Source organism: Streptomyces capitiformicae, from assembly GCF_002214185.1.
Lineage (GTDB): Bacteria > Actinomycetota > Actinomycetes > Streptomycetales > Streptomycetaceae > Streptomyces > Streptomyces capitiformicae.
Genome location: NZ_CP022161.1, coordinates 1,077,923 through 1,092,847 on the forward strand (window position 1 = coordinate 1,077,923; position 14,925 = coordinate 1,092,847).

The 14,925-nt window shown below is 70.7% G+C and carries 17 protein-coding genes and 2 pseudogenes; 11 read left to right on the forward strand and 8 right to left on the reverse strand.

The features are described 5' to 3' along the window. Window positions 1–112: 112 nt before the first annotated feature. On the reverse strand, window positions 113–829 hold the full coding sequence (gene ndgR / locus CES90_RS04915; RefSeq protein ID WP_030577649.1) for an IclR family transcriptional regulator NdgR: 717 nt from the start codon (window positions 827–829) through the stop codon (window positions 113–115). A 205-nt stretch (window positions 830–1,034) separates the two neighbouring features. On the opposite strand from ndgR, the gene leuC reads away from it, so the two are divergent. The 4 genes from leuC (at window position 1,035) to CES90_RS04935 (ending at window position 4,363) form a co-directional block, all read left to right on the forward strand. After that, the gene (gene leuC / locus CES90_RS04920) at window positions 1,035–2,465 is read left to right on the forward strand and encodes a 3-isopropylmalate dehydratase large subunit (RefSeq protein ID WP_189782522.1); all 1,431 of its coding nucleotides are present in this window, start codon (window positions 1,035–1,037) and stop codon (window positions 2,463–2,465) included. A gap of 5 nt (window positions 2,466–2,470) precedes the next feature. Further along, window positions 2,471–3,064: a 3-isopropylmalate dehydratase small subunit gene (leuD, locus tag CES90_RS04925; RefSeq protein ID WP_189782523.1), complete on the forward strand. Its 594-nt coding sequence runs from the start codon at window positions 2,471–2,473 to the stop codon at window positions 3,062–3,064. A gap of 296 nt (window positions 3,065–3,360) precedes the next feature. After that, complete coding sequence (locus CES90_RS04930; RefSeq protein ID WP_189782524.1) at window positions 3,361–3,591, forward strand: SCO5555 family protein; 231 nt, start codon at window positions 3,361–3,363, stop codon at window positions 3,589–3,591. Between the two features lie 136 nt (window positions 3,592–3,727). After that, window positions 3,728–4,363 carry an HU family DNA-binding protein gene (locus CES90_RS04935; RefSeq protein ID WP_189782525.1) on the forward strand — a complete coding sequence of 212 codons (636 nt, stop codon included), beginning with the start codon at window positions 3,728–3,730 and terminating at the stop codon, window positions 4,361–4,363. Window positions 4,364–4,576: 213 nt separating this feature from the next. Here CES90_RS04935 and CES90_RS04940 read toward each other — a convergent pair whose 3' ends face one another. Both CES90_RS04940 and cofC read right to left on the reverse strand, forming a co-directional pair. After that, entirely contained in the window at window positions 4,577–4,780 is a 204-nt protein-coding gene (locus CES90_RS04940) for a hypothetical protein (protein ID WP_149825371.1), read from the reverse strand. A gap of 9 nt (window positions 4,781–4,789) precedes the next feature. Beyond that, window positions 4,790–5,440 carry a 2-phospho-L-lactate guanylyltransferase gene (cofC, locus tag CES90_RS04945; RefSeq protein ID WP_189782526.1) on the reverse strand — a complete coding sequence of 217 codons (651 nt, stop codon included), beginning with the start codon at window positions 5,438–5,440 and terminating at the stop codon, window positions 4,790–4,792. A gap of 164 nt (window positions 5,441–5,604) precedes the next feature. Here cofC and CES90_RS04950 point away from each other — a divergent pair, with 164 nt between their 5' ends. From CES90_RS04950 to CES90_RS04960, 3 genes are read left to right on the forward strand one after another with little or no spacing between them, the layout of a single operon-like run. Then, a complete protein-coding gene (locus tag CES90_RS04950) occupies window positions 5,605–6,417 on the forward strand; it encodes a lysophospholipid acyltransferase family protein (RefSeq protein ID WP_189782527.1) in 813 nt (270 codons plus the stop codon). Further along, the gene (locus CES90_RS04955; RefSeq protein WP_189782528.1) at window positions 6,414–7,424 is read left to right on the forward strand and encodes an NAD(P)H-dependent glycerol-3-phosphate dehydrogenase; all 1,011 of its coding nucleotides are present in this window, start codon (window positions 6,414–6,416) and stop codon (window positions 7,422–7,424) included. Before CES90_RS04950 ends, CES90_RS04955 begins: the two co-directional genes overlap by 4 nt. 59 nt (window positions 7,425–7,483) lie before the next feature. Next, on the forward strand, window positions 7,484–8,641 hold the full coding sequence (locus tag CES90_RS04960) for a D-alanine--D-alanine ligase family protein (RefSeq protein WP_189782529.1): 1,158 nt from the start codon (window positions 7,484–7,486) through the stop codon (window positions 8,639–8,641). Window positions 8,642–8,791: 150 nt separating this feature from the next. Here CES90_RS04960 and CES90_RS04965 read toward each other — a convergent pair whose 3' ends face one another. After that, window positions 8,792–9,313, reverse strand: a complete 522-nt coding sequence (locus CES90_RS04965; RefSeq protein WP_189782530.1) for a DUF3515 domain-containing protein — start codon at window positions 9,311–9,313, stop codon at window positions 8,792–8,794. A gap of 21 nt (window positions 9,314–9,334) precedes the next feature. Further along, the gene (locus CES90_RS04970; protein WP_055512560.1) at window positions 9,335–9,568 is read right to left on the reverse strand and encodes an Lrp/AsnC family transcriptional regulator; all 234 of its coding nucleotides are present in this window, start codon (window positions 9,566–9,568) and stop codon (window positions 9,335–9,337) included. Between the two features lie 218 nt (window positions 9,569–9,786). Here CES90_RS04970 and CES90_RS04975 point away from each other — a divergent pair, with 218 nt between their 5' ends. Continuing rightward, window positions 9,787–10,752 (forward strand): thiamine-phosphate kinase, encoded by a 966-nt coding sequence (locus tag CES90_RS04975; RefSeq protein ID WP_189782531.1) that lies wholly within the window; start codon window positions 9,787–9,789, stop codon window positions 10,750–10,752. Further along, window positions 10,749–11,552: a bifunctional hydroxymethylpyrimidine kinase/phosphomethylpyrimidine kinase gene (gene thiD / locus CES90_RS04980; protein WP_189782532.1), complete on the forward strand. Its 804-nt coding sequence runs from the start codon at window positions 10,749–10,751 to the stop codon at window positions 11,550–11,552. The genes CES90_RS04975 and thiD overlap by 4 nt, the downstream gene beginning before the upstream one ends. Here the strand turns inward: thiD and CES90_RS49285 are convergent. Then, window positions 11,527–11,772, reverse strand: a pseudogene (locus tag CES90_RS49285) (FAD-dependent oxidoreductase); the annotation flags it as partial. The gene thiD and the pseudogene CES90_RS49285 overlap by 26 nt on opposite strands. Here CES90_RS49285 and CES90_RS51560 point away from each other — a divergent pair. After that, a complete protein-coding gene (locus tag CES90_RS51560) occupies window positions 11,752–11,958 on the forward strand; it encodes a hypothetical protein (protein ID WP_308437853.1) in 207 nt (68 codons plus the stop codon). The pseudogene CES90_RS49285 and the gene CES90_RS51560 overlap by 21 nt on opposite strands. A gap of 11 nt (window positions 11,959–11,969) precedes the next feature. On the opposite strand, the pseudogene CES90_RS04985 reads toward CES90_RS51560, so the two are convergent. Together CES90_RS04985 and rpmB are read right to left on the reverse strand one after the other, a co-directional pair. Next, window positions 11,970–12,617: pseudogene (locus tag CES90_RS04985) on the reverse strand (AfsR/SARP family transcriptional regulator); the annotation flags it as partial. Between the two features lie 112 nt (window positions 12,618–12,729). Next, window positions 12,730–12,915, reverse strand: coding sequence for a 50S ribosomal protein L28 (gene rpmB / locus CES90_RS04990; protein WP_003993230.1), 186 nt, complete (start codon window positions 12,913–12,915; stop codon window positions 12,730–12,732). Window positions 12,916–13,173: 258 nt separating this feature from the next. On the opposite strand from rpmB, the gene CES90_RS04995 reads away from it, so the two are divergent. Further along, on the forward strand, window positions 13,174–14,853 hold the full coding sequence (locus tag CES90_RS04995; RefSeq protein ID WP_189782533.1) for a DAK2 domain-containing protein: 1,680 nt from the start codon (window positions 13,174–13,176) through the stop codon (window positions 14,851–14,853). Window positions 14,854–14,925: the final 72 nt, after the last annotated feature.

Sequence of the window (14,925 nt, forward strand, 5' to 3'; positions counted from 1 at the left end):
TGCTCGCTCAGTTCCCCGCGCCCCTTCGGGGCGCGGCTGCAGTTGATCTCATACAAAAAAGGCCTGCCGCGGCGTTGAGGCAGGCCTCTTTGTGAGCGTGTGGACTTCCTGGTCAGCCTGTGCGGCGCAAGGCCTCCGACAGGCGGGCCGCCGCGTCGATGACCGCCTGGGCGTGCATGCGGCCCGGGTGGCGGGTGAGGCGTTCGATGGGGCCGGAGACCGAGACGGCGGCCACGACACGGTTGGAGGGGCCGCGTACGGGGGCGGAGACCGAGGCGACGCCCGGCTCGCGCTCGCCGATCGACTGGGCCCAGCCCCGCCGGCGTACGCCGGAGAGGGCGGTCGCCGTGAAGCGGGCGCCCTGGAGGCCGCGGTGCAGGCGCTCGGGCTCCTCCCAGGCCATGAGGATCTGGGCCGAGGAACCTGCCTTCATCGTGAGCGTGGAACCGACCGGGACCGTGTCCCTGAGGCCCGAGAGCCGCTCGGCCGCGGCCACGCAGATCCGCATGTCGCCCTGGCGGCGGTAGAGCTGCGCGCTCTCGCCCGTGACGTCACGGAGGTGGGTGAGCACCGGGCCCGCCGTCGCGAGGAGGCGGTCCTCGCCGGCGGCCGCGGCCAGCTCGGCCAGCCGAGGGCCGAGGATGAAACGGCCCTGCATGTCGCGTGCCACCATGCGGTGGTGTTCCAGAGCCACGGCCAGGCGGTGGGCCGTGGGTCGTGCGAGTCCGGTGGCCCCGACCAGACCCGCGAGGGTGGCCGGACCGGACTCCAGAGCGCTCAGGACCAGGGCCGCCTTGTCCAGAACGCCGACGCCGCTACTGTTGTCCATGCAACGATACTCGCGTCTCACTCTGTGAAACGCAAGTTCAATTTCGCGTGGACCTTGCCACTCTGGAAGGACGACAACGGCTCGTCGACCAGCGAGCCCGGCGGCCGGCGCGCGATACCGCGACATGACGGGGGTTCCGCGCGCTCGCCACCTCCGAGATCTCTAGTTGGGCCGGCGCACGGACAAGCCGGCCGGAGGGAAAGCGATGGGTAGGACACTCGCGGAGAAGGTCTGGGACGACCACGTCGTCCGGCGCGCCGAGGGCGAGCCCGACCTCCTCTTCATCGATCTGCACCTGCTGCACGAGGTGACCAGCCCCCAGGCCTTCGACGGTCTTCGCAAGAGCGGGCGGAAGGTTCGCCGGCTCGACCTGACCATCGCCACCGAGGACCACAACACCCCCACCCTCGACATCGACAAGCCCATCGCCGACCCGGTCTCCCGGGTCCAGCTGGAGACGCTGCGCAAGAACGCCGCCGAGTTCGGGGTGCGGCTGCACCCGCTGGGCGACGTCGAGCAGGGTGTCGTGCATGTGGTGGGTCCGCAGCTCGGGCTGACCCAGCCGGGCATGACCGTCGTCTGCGGTGACTCCCACACCTCCACGCACGGCGCCTTCGGCGGCCTGGCGTTCGGTATCGGCACCTCCCAGGTGGAGCATGTGCTGGCCACCCAGACGCTGCCGCTGGTCCGCCCGAAGACCATGGCCATCACGGTCGACGGCGAACTGCCCGAGGGCGTCACCGCCAAGGACCTGATCCTGGCGATCATCGCCAAGATCGGTACGGGCGGCGGCCAGGGCTATGTCCTGGAGTACCGCGGCTCCGCCATCGAGAAGCTCTCGATGGAGGCCCGCATGACCATCTGCAACATGTCGATCGAGGCCGGCGCCCGCGCGGGCATGATCGCCCCCGACGAGACCACCTTCGAGTACCTCAAGGGCCGCCCGCACGCCCCCGAGGGCGAGGACTGGGACGCGGCCGTCGCGTACTGGAAGACGCTGAAGACGGACGAGGACGCCGAGTTCGACGCCGAGGTCGTCATCGACGCCGCCTCGCTGTCACCGTTCGTCACCTGGGGCACCAACCCCGGCCAGGGCGCGCCGCTTTCGGCGTCCGTCCCCGACCCCGCTTCGTACGAAGACGCTTCGGAGCGCCTCGCCGCCGAAAAGGCCCTGGAATACATGGGGTTGGAGGCCGGGCAGCCGCTGCGCTCCATCAAGGTGGACACCGTCTTCGTAGGCTCTTGCACCAACGGCCGCATCGAGGACCTGCGCGCCGCCGCCGAGCTCGTCAAGGGCCGCAAAGTCGCCGACGGCGTACGGATGCTGGTCGTCCCCGGCTCCGCGCGGGTCGGTCTGCAGGCCGTCTCCGAGGGCCTGGACGTCGTCTTCAAGGAGGCCGGCGCCGAATGGCGGCACGCGGGCTGTTCCATGTGCCTGGGCATGAACCCGGACCAGCTCGCCCCGGGTGAGCGCTCCGCGTCCACCTCCAACCGCAACTTCGAGGGCAGGCAGGGCAAGGGCGGCCGTACGCACCTGGTCTCGCCGCAGGTCGCCGCCGCGACGGCCGTCCTGGGCCACCTGGCGTCCCCCGCCGACCTGACCGACGCCGACACCCGTACGCCCGCTGGAGTCTGAGAGTCATGGAAGCATTCACCACGCACACCGGCCGGGCAGTCCCGCTGCGCCGCAGCAACGTCGACACCGACCAGATCATCCCCGCCCACTGGCTCAAGAAGGTGACCAGGGACGGCTTCGAGGACGGGCTGTTCGAGGCCTGGCGCAAGGACGAGACGTTCATCCTCAACCAACCCGAGCGCAAGGGCGCCACCGTCCTGGTCGCCGGCCCCGACTTCGGCACCGGCTCCTCCCGTGAGCACGCCGTGTGGGCGCTGCAGAACTACGGCTTCAAGGCCGTCATCTCCTCCCGCTTCGCCGACATCTTCCGCGGCAACTCCCTCAAGAACGGCCTGCTCACAGTCGTTCTGGAGCAGAAGACCGTGGACGCGCTGTGGGAGCTCACGGAGAAGGATGCGACTGCTGAGGTCACTGTGGACCTTGAGGCGCGTGAGGTGCGCGCCGAGGGGATCACCGCCGCCTTCGAACTGGACGAGAACTCCCGCTGGCGGCTGCTGAACGGGCTGGACGACATCTCCATCACCCTCCAGAACGAGGCGGACATCGCCGCGTACGAGGCCAAGCGGCCGTCGTACAAGCCGAGGACGTTGAAGGTCTGACCTCGTCGGCGGCCATCCCCTCCGACCGGTCCGGGTGGTCCGCGCAAGGCGGATTCCAGCCACCGTGACACCCCCCTGTACCCCCAATCGAGCACGGTTGGGGGTACAGCCATGTCTGGGGTGACGCGCCTTCGAAGTGGTGTGCAGAAAGGTTTCAACTCCCCTAGTTACAAAGGCGATTGCCGGGGTACGCGCACCATGGTGCGGCATCGGAAGGGGGTGCCCGGCATGCCTCCGGGAGACGGTAGTTGCCCCCTGCGCAGGCGACAACTCGCCCCAGATGGCACAATCTGTGCATGGAACACGACGGCCAACTCGAGCTCTATGCGGCGGTCGCGAGCCAACTCAAGGAAGCGCACGCAAGGGTGCGCGCACTGCAAGTCCCGGAGGGCGTACGGATGGCGCTGACCCGGAAGCTGCTGGTCGTTACGGCGGTGGCCAAGCACGATCTCGCCGACGCGGCAAGGCGTCTGGAGGGCTTCATGACGGACCTCGACGAGGGGCGAATGCCCGCGGAGGAACGCTGAAGGGCTCCATGACCGCCGAGTTCGTTGCGGCACAAGGGTGATAAGCCCGTTTCGTGTTTGATTTGCGGTATATATCTGCCTAACGTGCGAAAAAGCTTGAACAGTTTCGTTCTGGCGAATCTCCGAAGGGGAAGACGTGAACAAGGCGCAGCTCGTAGAAGCGATTGCGGACAAGCTCGGAGGCCGTCAGCAGGCCGCCGACGCTGTCGACGCCGTCCTGGACGCGATCGTCCGGGCGACGGTCGCGGGTGAACGGGTGTCGGTCACCGGTTTCGGTTCGTTCGAGAAGGTCGACCGGCCGGCCCGCTACGCCCGCAACCCGCAGACGGGTGAGCGGGTTCGGGTCAAGAAGACCTCTGTGCCCCGTTTCCGTGCGGGCCAGGGGTTCAAGGACCTGGTGAGCGGTTCGAAGAAGCTCCCCCGGGGTGGCGAAGTCGCGGTCAAGAAGGCGCCCAAGGGCAGCCTGACCGGTGGGGCCGCGGCGACGGTCAAGAAGGCGGCGGCGAAGAAGACGACCGCGAAGAAGGCCGCGGTGAAGAAGACCACGGCTCGCAAGACGACCACGGCGGCCAAGAAGACGACGGCGGCGAAGAAGACCACCGCGAAGAAGGCCACCACCAAGACGGCTGCGGCCAAGAAGACCACGGGGGCGGCGGCCGCGAAGAAGACCACGGCCAAGAAGGCGCCGGCGAAGAAGGTCACCGCCAAGAAGGCGCCGGCCAAGAAGTCGACGGCTCGCAAGACGACCGCGAAGAAGACCGCCGCCCGTTGATCGGGAGGCGCTGGTTACTCTCACACGCGCCGGGCCGGGCTCCTTGATCGGAGCCCGGCCCGCGGTGTTTTGGGGTGTGGTCGCCTGTTCGCCGTGGGGGGCTTTGCTTTGTGGCGGGTGCGGGCTGTGTCCGGTTGCTCGCACCACGCGGCGGAGCAGCAGATCGATACGGCCCCGCGCCCCTGAAGGGGGCGCTGCAGATGTCCTCTTGTCTCAGAGGGTCTGCAGGGTGATCAAGGTGATGCGGAGGGAGGTGCCCTCGCCCTCCGTCTCGATACGGACCCGTTGGCCGGGGCGGAGCAGGCGCAGGTGGCCCGCGTCGAAGGCCCGGGTGTCGAAGGGGACGGGGGTGCCGTCGTCGAGGAGGACCTGGCCGGAGCGGGTCTCGGGGTCGTAGGTGTACGCGGTCGCCTGCATGGGCGCAGCCTACTGGCCGGGTATGAGCAGGCGCGCGGCCGCGGCGGCCGTACGGGGGCCGACGCCCAGGGCGAGGGCTGCGCGGAGGTCGTCGCCGGTGTCCACGTCCTGGCGTACGGAGTCGGCCTCGTCCACGGTCAGTTCCGTCGCGCCCGAGCGGCGGTGGCGCAGCCGGGAGTCGGGGCCGAAGGCGGGGCGCAGGGCGCGGCCGGGGGTCGCGGCGAGCAGGGTGGTGCCGGTACCGGCGGCGTCCGGGAGGAAGGCGCGGGGGAATGCGGCGGCGGCTTCCAGGACTCGGGTCAGTTCCGTGGGGCGCAGAGCCGGTAGGTCGGCGTTCAGGGCCGCCAGAGGGCTTCGCGGGCGCACAGTGCGCAGGAGGGCCTCCGCGTGCCGCAGAGCGGCGTTCAGGCCGTCCGCCGGGTCGGCCTGCGGGTCGTCCGGGACGATACGGGCGCCGAGGGCGGCGAGCTCGCGGCCTGCCAGGTGATCGTCCGTGACGACCACCACACCGTGGACCGCCGTGGAGGCCAGGGCCGCCGCCACCGTGTCCTGGGCGAAGGCGAGGGCCAGGCCGGGGCGCACCCCGCCGGCGGCGGTGTCCGCGAGTCTGCTCTTGGCCCGGGCCAGGGGCTTCACGGGTACGACCAGGGTCCACTGCACGAGCGTTCCGTCCTTCTCTTGTCGCGGTCATTGTCGCCTGGCCACACGGGAGGCCCGCAGGGCGGGGCGTACGGTGTTCTCGACATACCGGCGGCTCGGGGCGACACTTGTGCGGCTCCGCCCCCCGGAGCAGGCCCTGGGAAGTCCTAGAGGAAGGTGTCCGCGTGCCCCGCCGCAGAATCGGCTTCTGGTACCGCCTCGCCGCGGTGATCGCCAAACCGCCACTGGTGGTGCTGATCAAGCGGGACTGGCGTGGAATGGAGAACATTCCGGCTGAGGGTGGATTTATCACCGCGGTGAACCACAATTCGCATGCCGATCCCTTTGCGTACGCCCACTATCAGTACAACAGTGGCCGCGTTCCGCGATTTCTCGCGAAGAGCGGCCTCTTCGGGAAAGGATTCATCGGCGCCGTCATGCGCGGCACCGGACAGATCCCCGTCTACCGCGAGACCACGGACGCGCTGAGCGCTTTCCGGGCCGCGATCGACGCCGTGGAGCGCGGTGAATGCGTCGCGTTCTACCCGGAGGGCACCATCACCCGGGACCCCGACCAGTGGCCCATGACCGGCAAGACCGGGGCCGCGCGGGTCGCGCTGCAGACCAGGTGCCCGGTGATCCCCGTCGCCCAGTGGGGCGCCAACGAGCTGCTGCCGCCGTACGCCAAGAAGCTCAACGTCCTTCCGCGCAAGACCCACCACGTGCTCGCCGGTCCGCCCGTCGACCTCTCCCGCTTCTACGGCAAGGAGATGACCCCCGACCTGCTGAAGGACGCGACGGAGGTCATCATGGCCGCCATCACCCGGCAGCTGGAGGACATCCGCGGCGAGAAGGCACCGAAGACGCCGTACGACCCGAAGCACGAACGCATCGAGCAGCGGCGCCGGACGGCCGCGGCGGTCGAGCACCGGCGGCCCGACCAGCACAATGGAGCCCTGCGGGAAGAGGAACGTCAGGAAGAGGGGCAGGGCAAGTGAGCAAGCCGGTCAAGGCGGCCGTGTTCAGCGCCGGTTCGTGGGGCACGGCCTTCGGCATGGTGCTCGCCGACGCGGGGTGCGAGGTCACACTCTGGGCGCGCCGTCCGGAGGTCGCGGACGCGATCAACTCCACCCGGACCAACACCGACTACCTGCCGGGCCTCGAGCTCCCGCAGAACGTGCGGGCCACCACCGACCCGGCCGAGGCCGCCGCCGACGCCGACTTCACGGTCCTCTCCGTGCCGTCCCAGACCCTGCGCGCCAACCTCGCCGAATGGGTTCCCCTGCTGGCCCCCGACACCCTCCTCGTCTCGCTGATGAAAGGCGTCGAACTCGGTTCCGCCATGCGGATGAGCGAGGTCATCGAGGATGTCGCGAAGGTCGGCCAGGACCGTATCGCCGTCGTCACCGGGCCCAACCTGGCCCGCGAGATCGCCTCCCGCATGCCGGCCGCCTCCGTGGTTGCCTGTACCGACGAGGCGGTCGCCCAGCGGCTCCAGGCCGCCTGCCACACGCCGTACTTCCGCCCGTACACCAACACGGACGTGGTGGGCTGCGAACTGGGCGGCGCCGTCAAGAACGTCATCGGTCTCGCCGTCGGAATCGCGGACGGCATGGGATTGGGCGACAACGCCAAGGGGTCCTTGATCACCCGCGGCCTCGCCGAGACGACCCGCCTCGGCCTCGCGATGGGCGCCGACCCGCTCACCTTCTCCGGACTCGCGGGCCTCGGCGACCTGGTGGCGACCTGCTCCTCGCCGCTCTCCCGCAACCACACCTTCGGCACCAACCTCGGCAAGGGCATGACCCTGCAAGAGACCATCGCGGTCACCAAGCAGACCGCCGAGGGCGTCAAGTCCTGTGAGTCGGTACTCGACTTGGGGCGTAGGCACGGCGTCGACATGCCCATCACGGAGACGGTCGTCGACATCGTCCACGACGGCAAGCCGCCGGTCGTCGCCCTCAAGGAGATGATGTCGCGCTCCGCCAAGCCGGAGCGACGCTGATCGAAACCGGCCGTGCGGGCGCTGACTGCCGCCCTACCAACGGGTACTCTCAACGCGATATGAGCACCGAGAACCTCCCCCAGAGCCCTGAGCAGCCGTCCCGCAAGCCGCGCGTGGCCGTCGTCTTCGGCGGCCGCAGCTCGGAACACGGGATCTCCGTCGTCACGGCCGGCGCCGTCCTGCGGGCCATCGACCGGACGAAGTACGACGTCCTGCCGATCGGTATCACCCGGGACGGCCGTTGGGCGCTCACCGCCGACGAACCGGAGCGCATGGCGATCACCGACCGCCGTACGCCGGAGGTCGAGGAACTCGCGGAGTCGAGGGACGGCGGCGTGGTGCTTCCCATCGACCCGGCCAACCGCGAAGTCGTCTACAGCGAGCCCGGTTCGGTGCCCAAGGCGATCGGCGAGGTCGACGTCGTCTTCCCCGTCCTGCACGGCCCGTACGGCGAGGACGGCACCCTCCAGGGCATGCTGGAGCTCTCCGGCGTCCCGTACGTCGGCTCGGGCGTCCTCGCCTCGGCCGTCGGCCAGGACAAGGAGTACATGAAGCGGGTGTTCACCTCCTTCGGGCTCAAGGTCGGCCCGTACGTGGTGATCCGGCCCCGCGAGTGGCAGCTCGACGAGTCCGCCGCCCGCAAGAAGATCATCGACTTCGCCGGCGAGCACGGCTGGCCCCTCTTCGTGAAGCCGGCCCGCGCGGGCTCCTCCATCGGCATCACCAAGGTCGACGACCTGTCGGGGCTGGACGAGGCGATCGCGGAGGCCCAGAGCCACGACCCGAAGATCCTCGTCGAGGCGGCGCTGCGCGGCCGTGAGATCGAGTGCGGGGTGCTGGAGTTCGAGGACGGCCCTCGCGCTTCGGTTCCGGCGGAGATCCCGCCGCCGGACGCCCACGCCTACTACGACTTCGAGGCCAAGTACATCGACTCGACCCCGGGCATCGTGCCGGCACCGCTGACGCCGGAGGAGACCGCGGAGGTCCAGCGCCTGGCGGTGGACGCCTTCGAGGCGGCGTCGTGTGAGGGTTTGGTGCGTGCCGACTTCTTCCTCACGGAGGACGGGGAGTTTGTGATCAACGAGATCAACACGCTGCCCGGTTTCACGCCGATCTCGATGTATCCGGCGATGTGGAAGGCGACGGGAATCGAGTACCCGGAGTTGGTGGACCGCCTGATCCAGGCGGCGCTGAGCAGGTCGACGGGGCTGCGCTGAGGAAAGGGGCTGCGCCCCTTCACGAGCGCGGGGCTGTGTCGATTGCGGCTCCGCCGCGATGGGGGTCCCCCCGGTCGAGCGAAGCCGAGACTGGGGGAGCGACCAGCCACGACGGACTCGCAGCCTCCCGACGGCCTTCCGAGGCACCCCTCAGGAGGCAATCCCCTCAGGGATCGTCTTCTTGATCGCCGGTGCAAGCCCCACAAGGATCGGCGAGGTGTCCTCCCCGGCCCTCTCAGCCGACACCGTCACCTCGACATACGCGGAGCGATTCGCCGTGGTGAAGCGATACGACCCGTCGTCCCGCTTCTCCATCAGCCAGTCGACCCCGTCCACCGCCCCCGCCACCGCATCGGCGTCGCGCCCCTCGGCCACCCTGGGGTCGACCATCTTCGGCGGCTGGGGCACACCACAGCGCAGTATGATCACCGCGTCGCCCCAGCGTGCCGTCAGCTCGGAGGCCGGCTGAGGATCCCGGCGGCTGAGACCGTCCACTTCTCGCGGCAGGGCCCCGTCCAGCTTCTGGCACAGTTTCGTGGCGGCAGCCCCAGCGCTGGGAACCGCCGCTGATCCGCCGTCGTCTGCTGAGGAGCAGCCCGAGACGGCGATCAACGACACGGCCAGGACGGGCAGCCCGAAGCGAGCGGGGTGCCGGTGACGCAAGGAGTTCACCGGCCAAAGGGTAGACGGGGGCTACAGGTGTACGACCGGGCAGGTCAGGGTGCGGGTGATGCCGTCCACTTGCTGGACCTTTGCGACCACGAGTCGGCCGAGGTCGTCGACGGTGTCGGCCTGGGCGCGCACGATGACGTCGTACGGACCCGTCACGTCCTCGGCCTGGATGACCCCAGGGATCTTGCTGATCGTGTCGGCGACGGTCGACGCTTTGCCGACCTCCGTCTGGATCAGGATGTACGCCTGTACCACGGAACCTCCAGGGCGGCCACGAGGATCATGTGGGGAAAAGGAACGCCACGGTATCGCGTCGTCACGCGCCACGGGGAGACCTGTGGAGGCCGCGCCGCGCACACCGGGGCGCGGGGGCGACGGAAGGTGACGGTCGGCGCGATCGTACCGAGGACGAGAACCGCTCGCGACCGGGCGCGGGCGACACTGGAAGCGGCACAAGAAGGGGCGATACGACGATGAAGGGCACCGTGGGAGAGCTGGGGGAGTTCGGGCTCATCAGGGAGCTCACCTCCCGGCTCACCACCACCCCCGCGGTCCGGGTCGGCCCCGGCGACGACGCCGCCGTGGTGGCCGCGCCGGACCGCAGGGTCGTGGCGAGCACCGACCTGCTCCTGGAGGGACGGCATTTCCGCCGGGACTGGTCCACGGCGTACGACGTCGGGCGCAAGGCGGCCGCGCAGAACCTCGCGGACATTGCCGCCATGGGCGCCGTACCCACCGCGCTGCTCCTCGGCCTGGTCGCGCCCGTCGAACTCCCGGTGACCTGGGCGACCGAGCTGATGGACGGCCTGCGTGACGAGTGCCAGGTCGCGGGGGCGGCCGTGGTCGGCGGTGACGTCGTGCGCGGTGACACCATCATGATCTCCATCACCGCGCTCGGTGATCTGCGCAACCACGAGCCCGTGACCAGGGCGGGCGCCCAGCCCGGGGACGTCGTGGCCGTCACCGGCTGGCTCGGCTGGTCCGCCGCCGGGCACGCGGTGCTCTCGCGTGGCTTCCGCTCGCCGCGCGCCTTCGTGGAGGCCCACCGGCGCCCGGAGCCGCCGTACCACGCGGGGCCCGCGGCCGCCGAACTCGGCGCGACCGCGATGTGCGACGTGAGCGACGGGCTGATCGCCGACCTGGGGCACATCGCGGAGGCGAGCAAGTGCCGGATCGACATCCGCTCCGGCGCGATCGACATCCCCTCCCAGATGAACGACATCGGGCAGGCCGTCGGTGTCGACCCGATCCAGTGGGTGCTCACCGGGGGCGAGGACCACGCGATCGTGGCGACCTTCCCGCCGGATGTGAAGCTGCCCGCCCGCTGGAAGGTGATCGGCGAGGTCCTCAACCCCTCGGCGCTGCCCCAGGTGACCGTGGACGGGGCGCCCTGGACGAACAAGGGCGGCTGGGACCACTTCGGGGACATCGAGTCATGACCCCGCCCAGGGTTCTGACGGTGGCGGGTTCCGACTCCGGCGGCGGGGCCGGGATCCAGGCCGACCTGAAGACGATGCTCGCGCTCGGCGTGCACGGGATGAGCGTGATCACTGCCGTCACCGCGCAGAACTCCCTTGGTGTGCAGGGTGCTTGGGAGCTGCCGGTGGAGGCGGTCCGCGCCCAGTACCGCAGTGTCGTCGACGACATCGGCGTACAGGCCGTGAAGACCGGCATGCTGGCCTCGGCCGAACTGGTCGAAACGGTGGCCGAGTTGATCGGCGGCACGGATGCCCCGGCGGTCGTCGACCCGGTGGGGGTGTCCAAGCACGGGGACTCCCTGCTGGCTGCGTCCGCGCTGGACTCCGTACGGACGAAGCTGCTGCCCGTCGCCACCGTCGCCACGCCCAACCTGGACGAGGTGGCCCAACTCACCGGCGTACGTGTCCAGTCGGAGGACGATCTGAGGCGAGCCGCGGCGGCCGTGCTCGCGTACGGGCCCCGATGGGCGCTGATCAAGGGCGGCCATCTGCCGGGAGAAGCCGTCGATCTGCTGACCGACGGCTCGGAGGAGCACTGGCTGCGGGCCCCGAGGTATGACAACCGGCACACCCATGGCACGGGCTGCACTCTCGCCTCCGCGATCGCGTCGCAGCTCGCGAAGGGCCAGTCCGTGCCGGAGGCCGTGGCGGCAGCCAAGGAGTACGTCACCGGGGCGATCGCCGCCGGGTTCGCACTTGGCGGGGGGATCGGCCCCGTGGCTCACGGGTGGGCATTCACCGGGGGTACGCCGGGAGCTTGATGTTCGTCGCCGACTTCTCGGTGAGCCGCTTGAAGAAGGCCGCCAGCGGGCGGGAGGCGAGCAGGCGGTACATCCGGTCCCGGCTGCGGATCCGCCGCTCGGTGGGCGGCGCGAAGAACGGGCCCGCGTTGCCCGAGGTCTTCTGGCAGCCCTTGGCGAAGTCCCGGATCCGCGACTCGTACGCGGCGAACGCCGTACGGTGATCTCCGCCCGCCAGGGCGGTGAGGAGCGCCGCGATGCGTGCGAGCTCGGTGTCCCGGCCGATGAAACGGGTGAGTTGGACCGGTACGCGGTGTCGGAGTGGGGCCGGGCCGTCGCCGCGCAGCAGTTCGAGGTGGAGCGCGGAGAGTTCGAGCGACGGGTCGTGCCCAGCTCGTCCGCGAGGGTGTGCCTGGCCTGCTCGTAGGCCTTGAGCGCCTCCGCGGGCCGCCCACGCGCGTACAGGGCCCGCATCAGCTGCCCGTACAGCCGCTCGCTCAGCGGATGCGCGGCGAGCAGCGAGCGCAGTTCGGGGACGAGTTCGGGGCCGCCGCCGAGCGCGAGGTCCGCCTCGATCCGGTCCTGTACGGTGGCCAGCCGCAGTTCGTCGAGCCGCGCCACCTCGGCATGCGCGTCCGGGAGGTCGGGCAGCGCGGGTCCGCGCCACAGGGCGAGTGCCTCGCGCAGCCGCGCCGCCGCCTGCGGATGGTCCCCGGCCGCGAGCGCGGTACGCCCTTCGCCGCACAGCCACTCGAAGAGGTGGGCGTCGACGGCGTCGGGCGGGGTGGTGATGCGGTAGCCGACGGGCGTGGCCTCGATCGCCGTGTGCGCCGTGTGCGCCGTGTGCGCCGTGTGTGGCCCCAGGCGCCTGCGCAGGCCGGAGATCTGGGACTGGAGTGCGCCCGCGGCTCCGGCGGGTGGCTCGGTGCCGTACAGGCCGCCGCCGGTCAGGCGCTCGGTGGAGACCGAACGGCCCGCGTCGAGGAGCAGCAGCGTCAGCAGGGCGCGGGGGCGGAGGCCACCGGGGTCCACCGAAGTGCCGTCGTCGGCGCGTATGTCGAGGGGACCGAGGATGCCGAACCGCATTCACTGGATTGTGCCAGTACAGGAAGGGTGCAGGCACGGCAAAAAGCCGGCCCACTGTTCGGTGGACCGGCTCTGTGCAGCGAACCAGCAGTGGCCGCGCGCTAGCTGAGCGTCAGCGCGAGACCTTGCCGGCCTTGATGCACGAGGTGCAAGCGTTCACGCGCTTCGGCGTCCCGCCGACCACGGTACGCACACGCTGGATGTTCGGGTTCCAGCGGCGGGACGTACGGCGGTGCGAGTGCGAGATGTTGTTGCCGAAGCCCGGCCCCTTGCCGCAGACGTCGCAGTTGGCAGCCACGGGTCACTCCAAAGACTTCAGATGCACTTACGGTTGATCCCGGCAGGCCGGGATCGAGATCGCAGGATCAGAGATCTGAGTGGCGTTGCCAGGGGAATGGCCCGATCTGGATCGGGCAACTGGAGCAGCATACAACGGCTGCGCCAGTAGAACGAAACTACCATGGCTGCTCAGGCCCCTGTTCCCGGCCCTCTTCCGGTGGACACCCACGCTGGGTCTACGCTGCGTCCCACGTCCGGGCCGTTCAAGGAGGCGTAGGTGGCGCAGGTGCCGCAGACATTCTTCGATGCTCTCGCGGTGCGCACCTGGTGCGGTCTCGCGCTGGCGGCGCTCGGGCGGGCGCGCGAGGAGATCGACGCGATCAACGTCTACCCCGTCGCGGACGGGGACACCGGCACGAACCTCTACCTGACCATGGAGTCGGCCGTCACGGCGGTCGAGGCCGTCTTCGCGGGCCACGAGGCCGGCCCCGGGGCCACCGGGAAGCCCACCCTGGCCGACGCCGCGCGCGCGATGGCGCACGGCGCTCTGATCGGCGCCCGGGGTAATTCCGGGACGATCCTCGCCCAGCTGCTCCGGGGCATGGCCAAGGTACTCGCCGACGACGGAGAGGCGGCCCACACCGACGGCCAAGGTCTCCGGCTCGCCCTGCGCCACGCCGCCGACTCCGCCCGCGACGCCGTCGCCCATCCCGTCGAGGGGACCGTCCTCACGGTCGCCTCCGCCGCGGCCGCCGCGGTCACCGGAGCCGAGGGCGACTGCGGCGCGGTCGCCCGGGCCGCCTACGAGGGCGCGGGCGAGGCCCTCGCGGCCACCACCGGGCAACTGGCCGTCCTGGCCCGCGCGGGCGTCGTGGACGCGGGCGGACGGGGCCTGCTGGCCGTACTGGCGGCGCTGGTGGAGACGTTCACGGGGGAGGCGCCGAGGGCGGTGGCGGGTGCGGGTGCTGGTGTGAGTGTGGGTGTCGACGCCGCGACGGACGTGTGTACGGACGACCGGCCCGAGCCCGGCGGCCCCGCTTTCGAGGTGATCTACCTCCTGGAGGCGGACGACGCGGCCGTGGCCCGGCTGCGCACGCGGCTCGACGCGCTGGGCGACTCGCTCGTGGTGGTCGGCGGGGACGGCCTGTGGAACGTCCATGTGCACGTCGACGACGCCGGGGCCGCCGTGGAGGCCGGGGTCGAGGCCGGGCGGCCGTACCGGATCCGGATCACGCACTTCGGGGCCGAGGACGCGCACATGGCCGGTGCGGCCGGGCGACCGCCACGGGAGCGGGCCCAGCGCGCCGTCGTGGCCGTCGTACCGGGGGAGGGGCTGGCCGGGCTGTACACCGAGGCCGGCGCGACCACGGTGCTGGCCCGCCCCGGGGAGCCCCCCGCCAGCGGGGAACTCGTGGAGGCCGTACGGCGTGCCCACGCGCGCGAGGTGGTGCTGCTGCCCAACGACGCGGACCTTCGCCACACGGCGGCCGCCGCGGCCGAACAGGCCCGTGCCGAGGGCGTACGCGTCGCCCTCATCCCCACCCGTTCGGCGGTCCAGGGCATCGCCGCCCTCGCCGTCCACGAGCCCGACCGCCGCTTCGACGAGGACGTCGTCTCCATGACCTCCGCGGCCGGCGCCACCCGCTACGGCGAGGTCGTCATCGCCGAACGCCAGTCCTGGACCATGGCCGGCATCTGCCAGGCCGGCGACGTCCTCGGCCTCATCGACGGCGACGTGGCCGTCATCGGCGCCGACATCACCACCACCGCCGCGACGGTCGTCGACCGCATGCTCGCCGCAGGCGGCGAGATGGTCACCCTGGTCCTGGGCGACGAGGCCCCCACCGACATCGCGGCCCACGTGGAGACCCGGGTACGGGAGTCCTACCTGGCGGTGGACACGGTGGTGTACAGGGGTGGGCGGCAGGGGGCGTTGCTGTTGATCGGGGTGGAGTAGCTACGAGGGTGCGCCGGGGCGCCTGAGAGCTCGGGGGACGGGGTGCGTGGGCGAGTGCGGGTTGTCGTTGGT

Coding starts and splice junctions, on each gene's coding strand:
- leuC (WP_189782522.1), top strand. CDS start 1,035: ATGGGTAGGACACTCGCGGAGAAGGTCTGGGACGACCACGTCGTCCGG.
- CES90_RS04960 (WP_189782529.1), top strand. CDS start 7,484: ATGAGCACCGAGAACCTCCCCCAGAGCCCTGAGCAGCCGTCCCGCAAG.
- CES90_RS04975 (WP_189782531.1), top strand. CDS start 9,787: ATGAAGGGCACCGTGGGAGAGCTGGGGGAGTTCGGGCTCATCAGGGAG.
- CES90_RS04930 (WP_189782524.1), top strand. CDS start 3,361: ATGGAACACGACGGCCAACTCGAGCTCTATGCGGCGGTCGCGAGCCAA.
- CES90_RS04940 (WP_149825371.1), bottom strand. CDS start 4,780: ATGCAGGCGACCGCGTACACCTACGACCCCGAGACCCGCTCCGGCCAG.
- thiD (WP_189782532.1), top strand. CDS start 10,749: ATGACCCCGCCCAGGGTTCTGACGGTGGCGGGTTCCGACTCCGGCGGC.
- leuD (WP_189782523.1), top strand. CDS start 2,471: ATGGAAGCATTCACCACGCACACCGGCCGGGCAGTCCCGCTGCGCCGC.
- ndgR (WP_030577649.1), bottom strand. CDS start 829: ATGGACAACAGTAGCGGCGTCGGCGTTCTGGACAAGGCGGCCCTGGTC.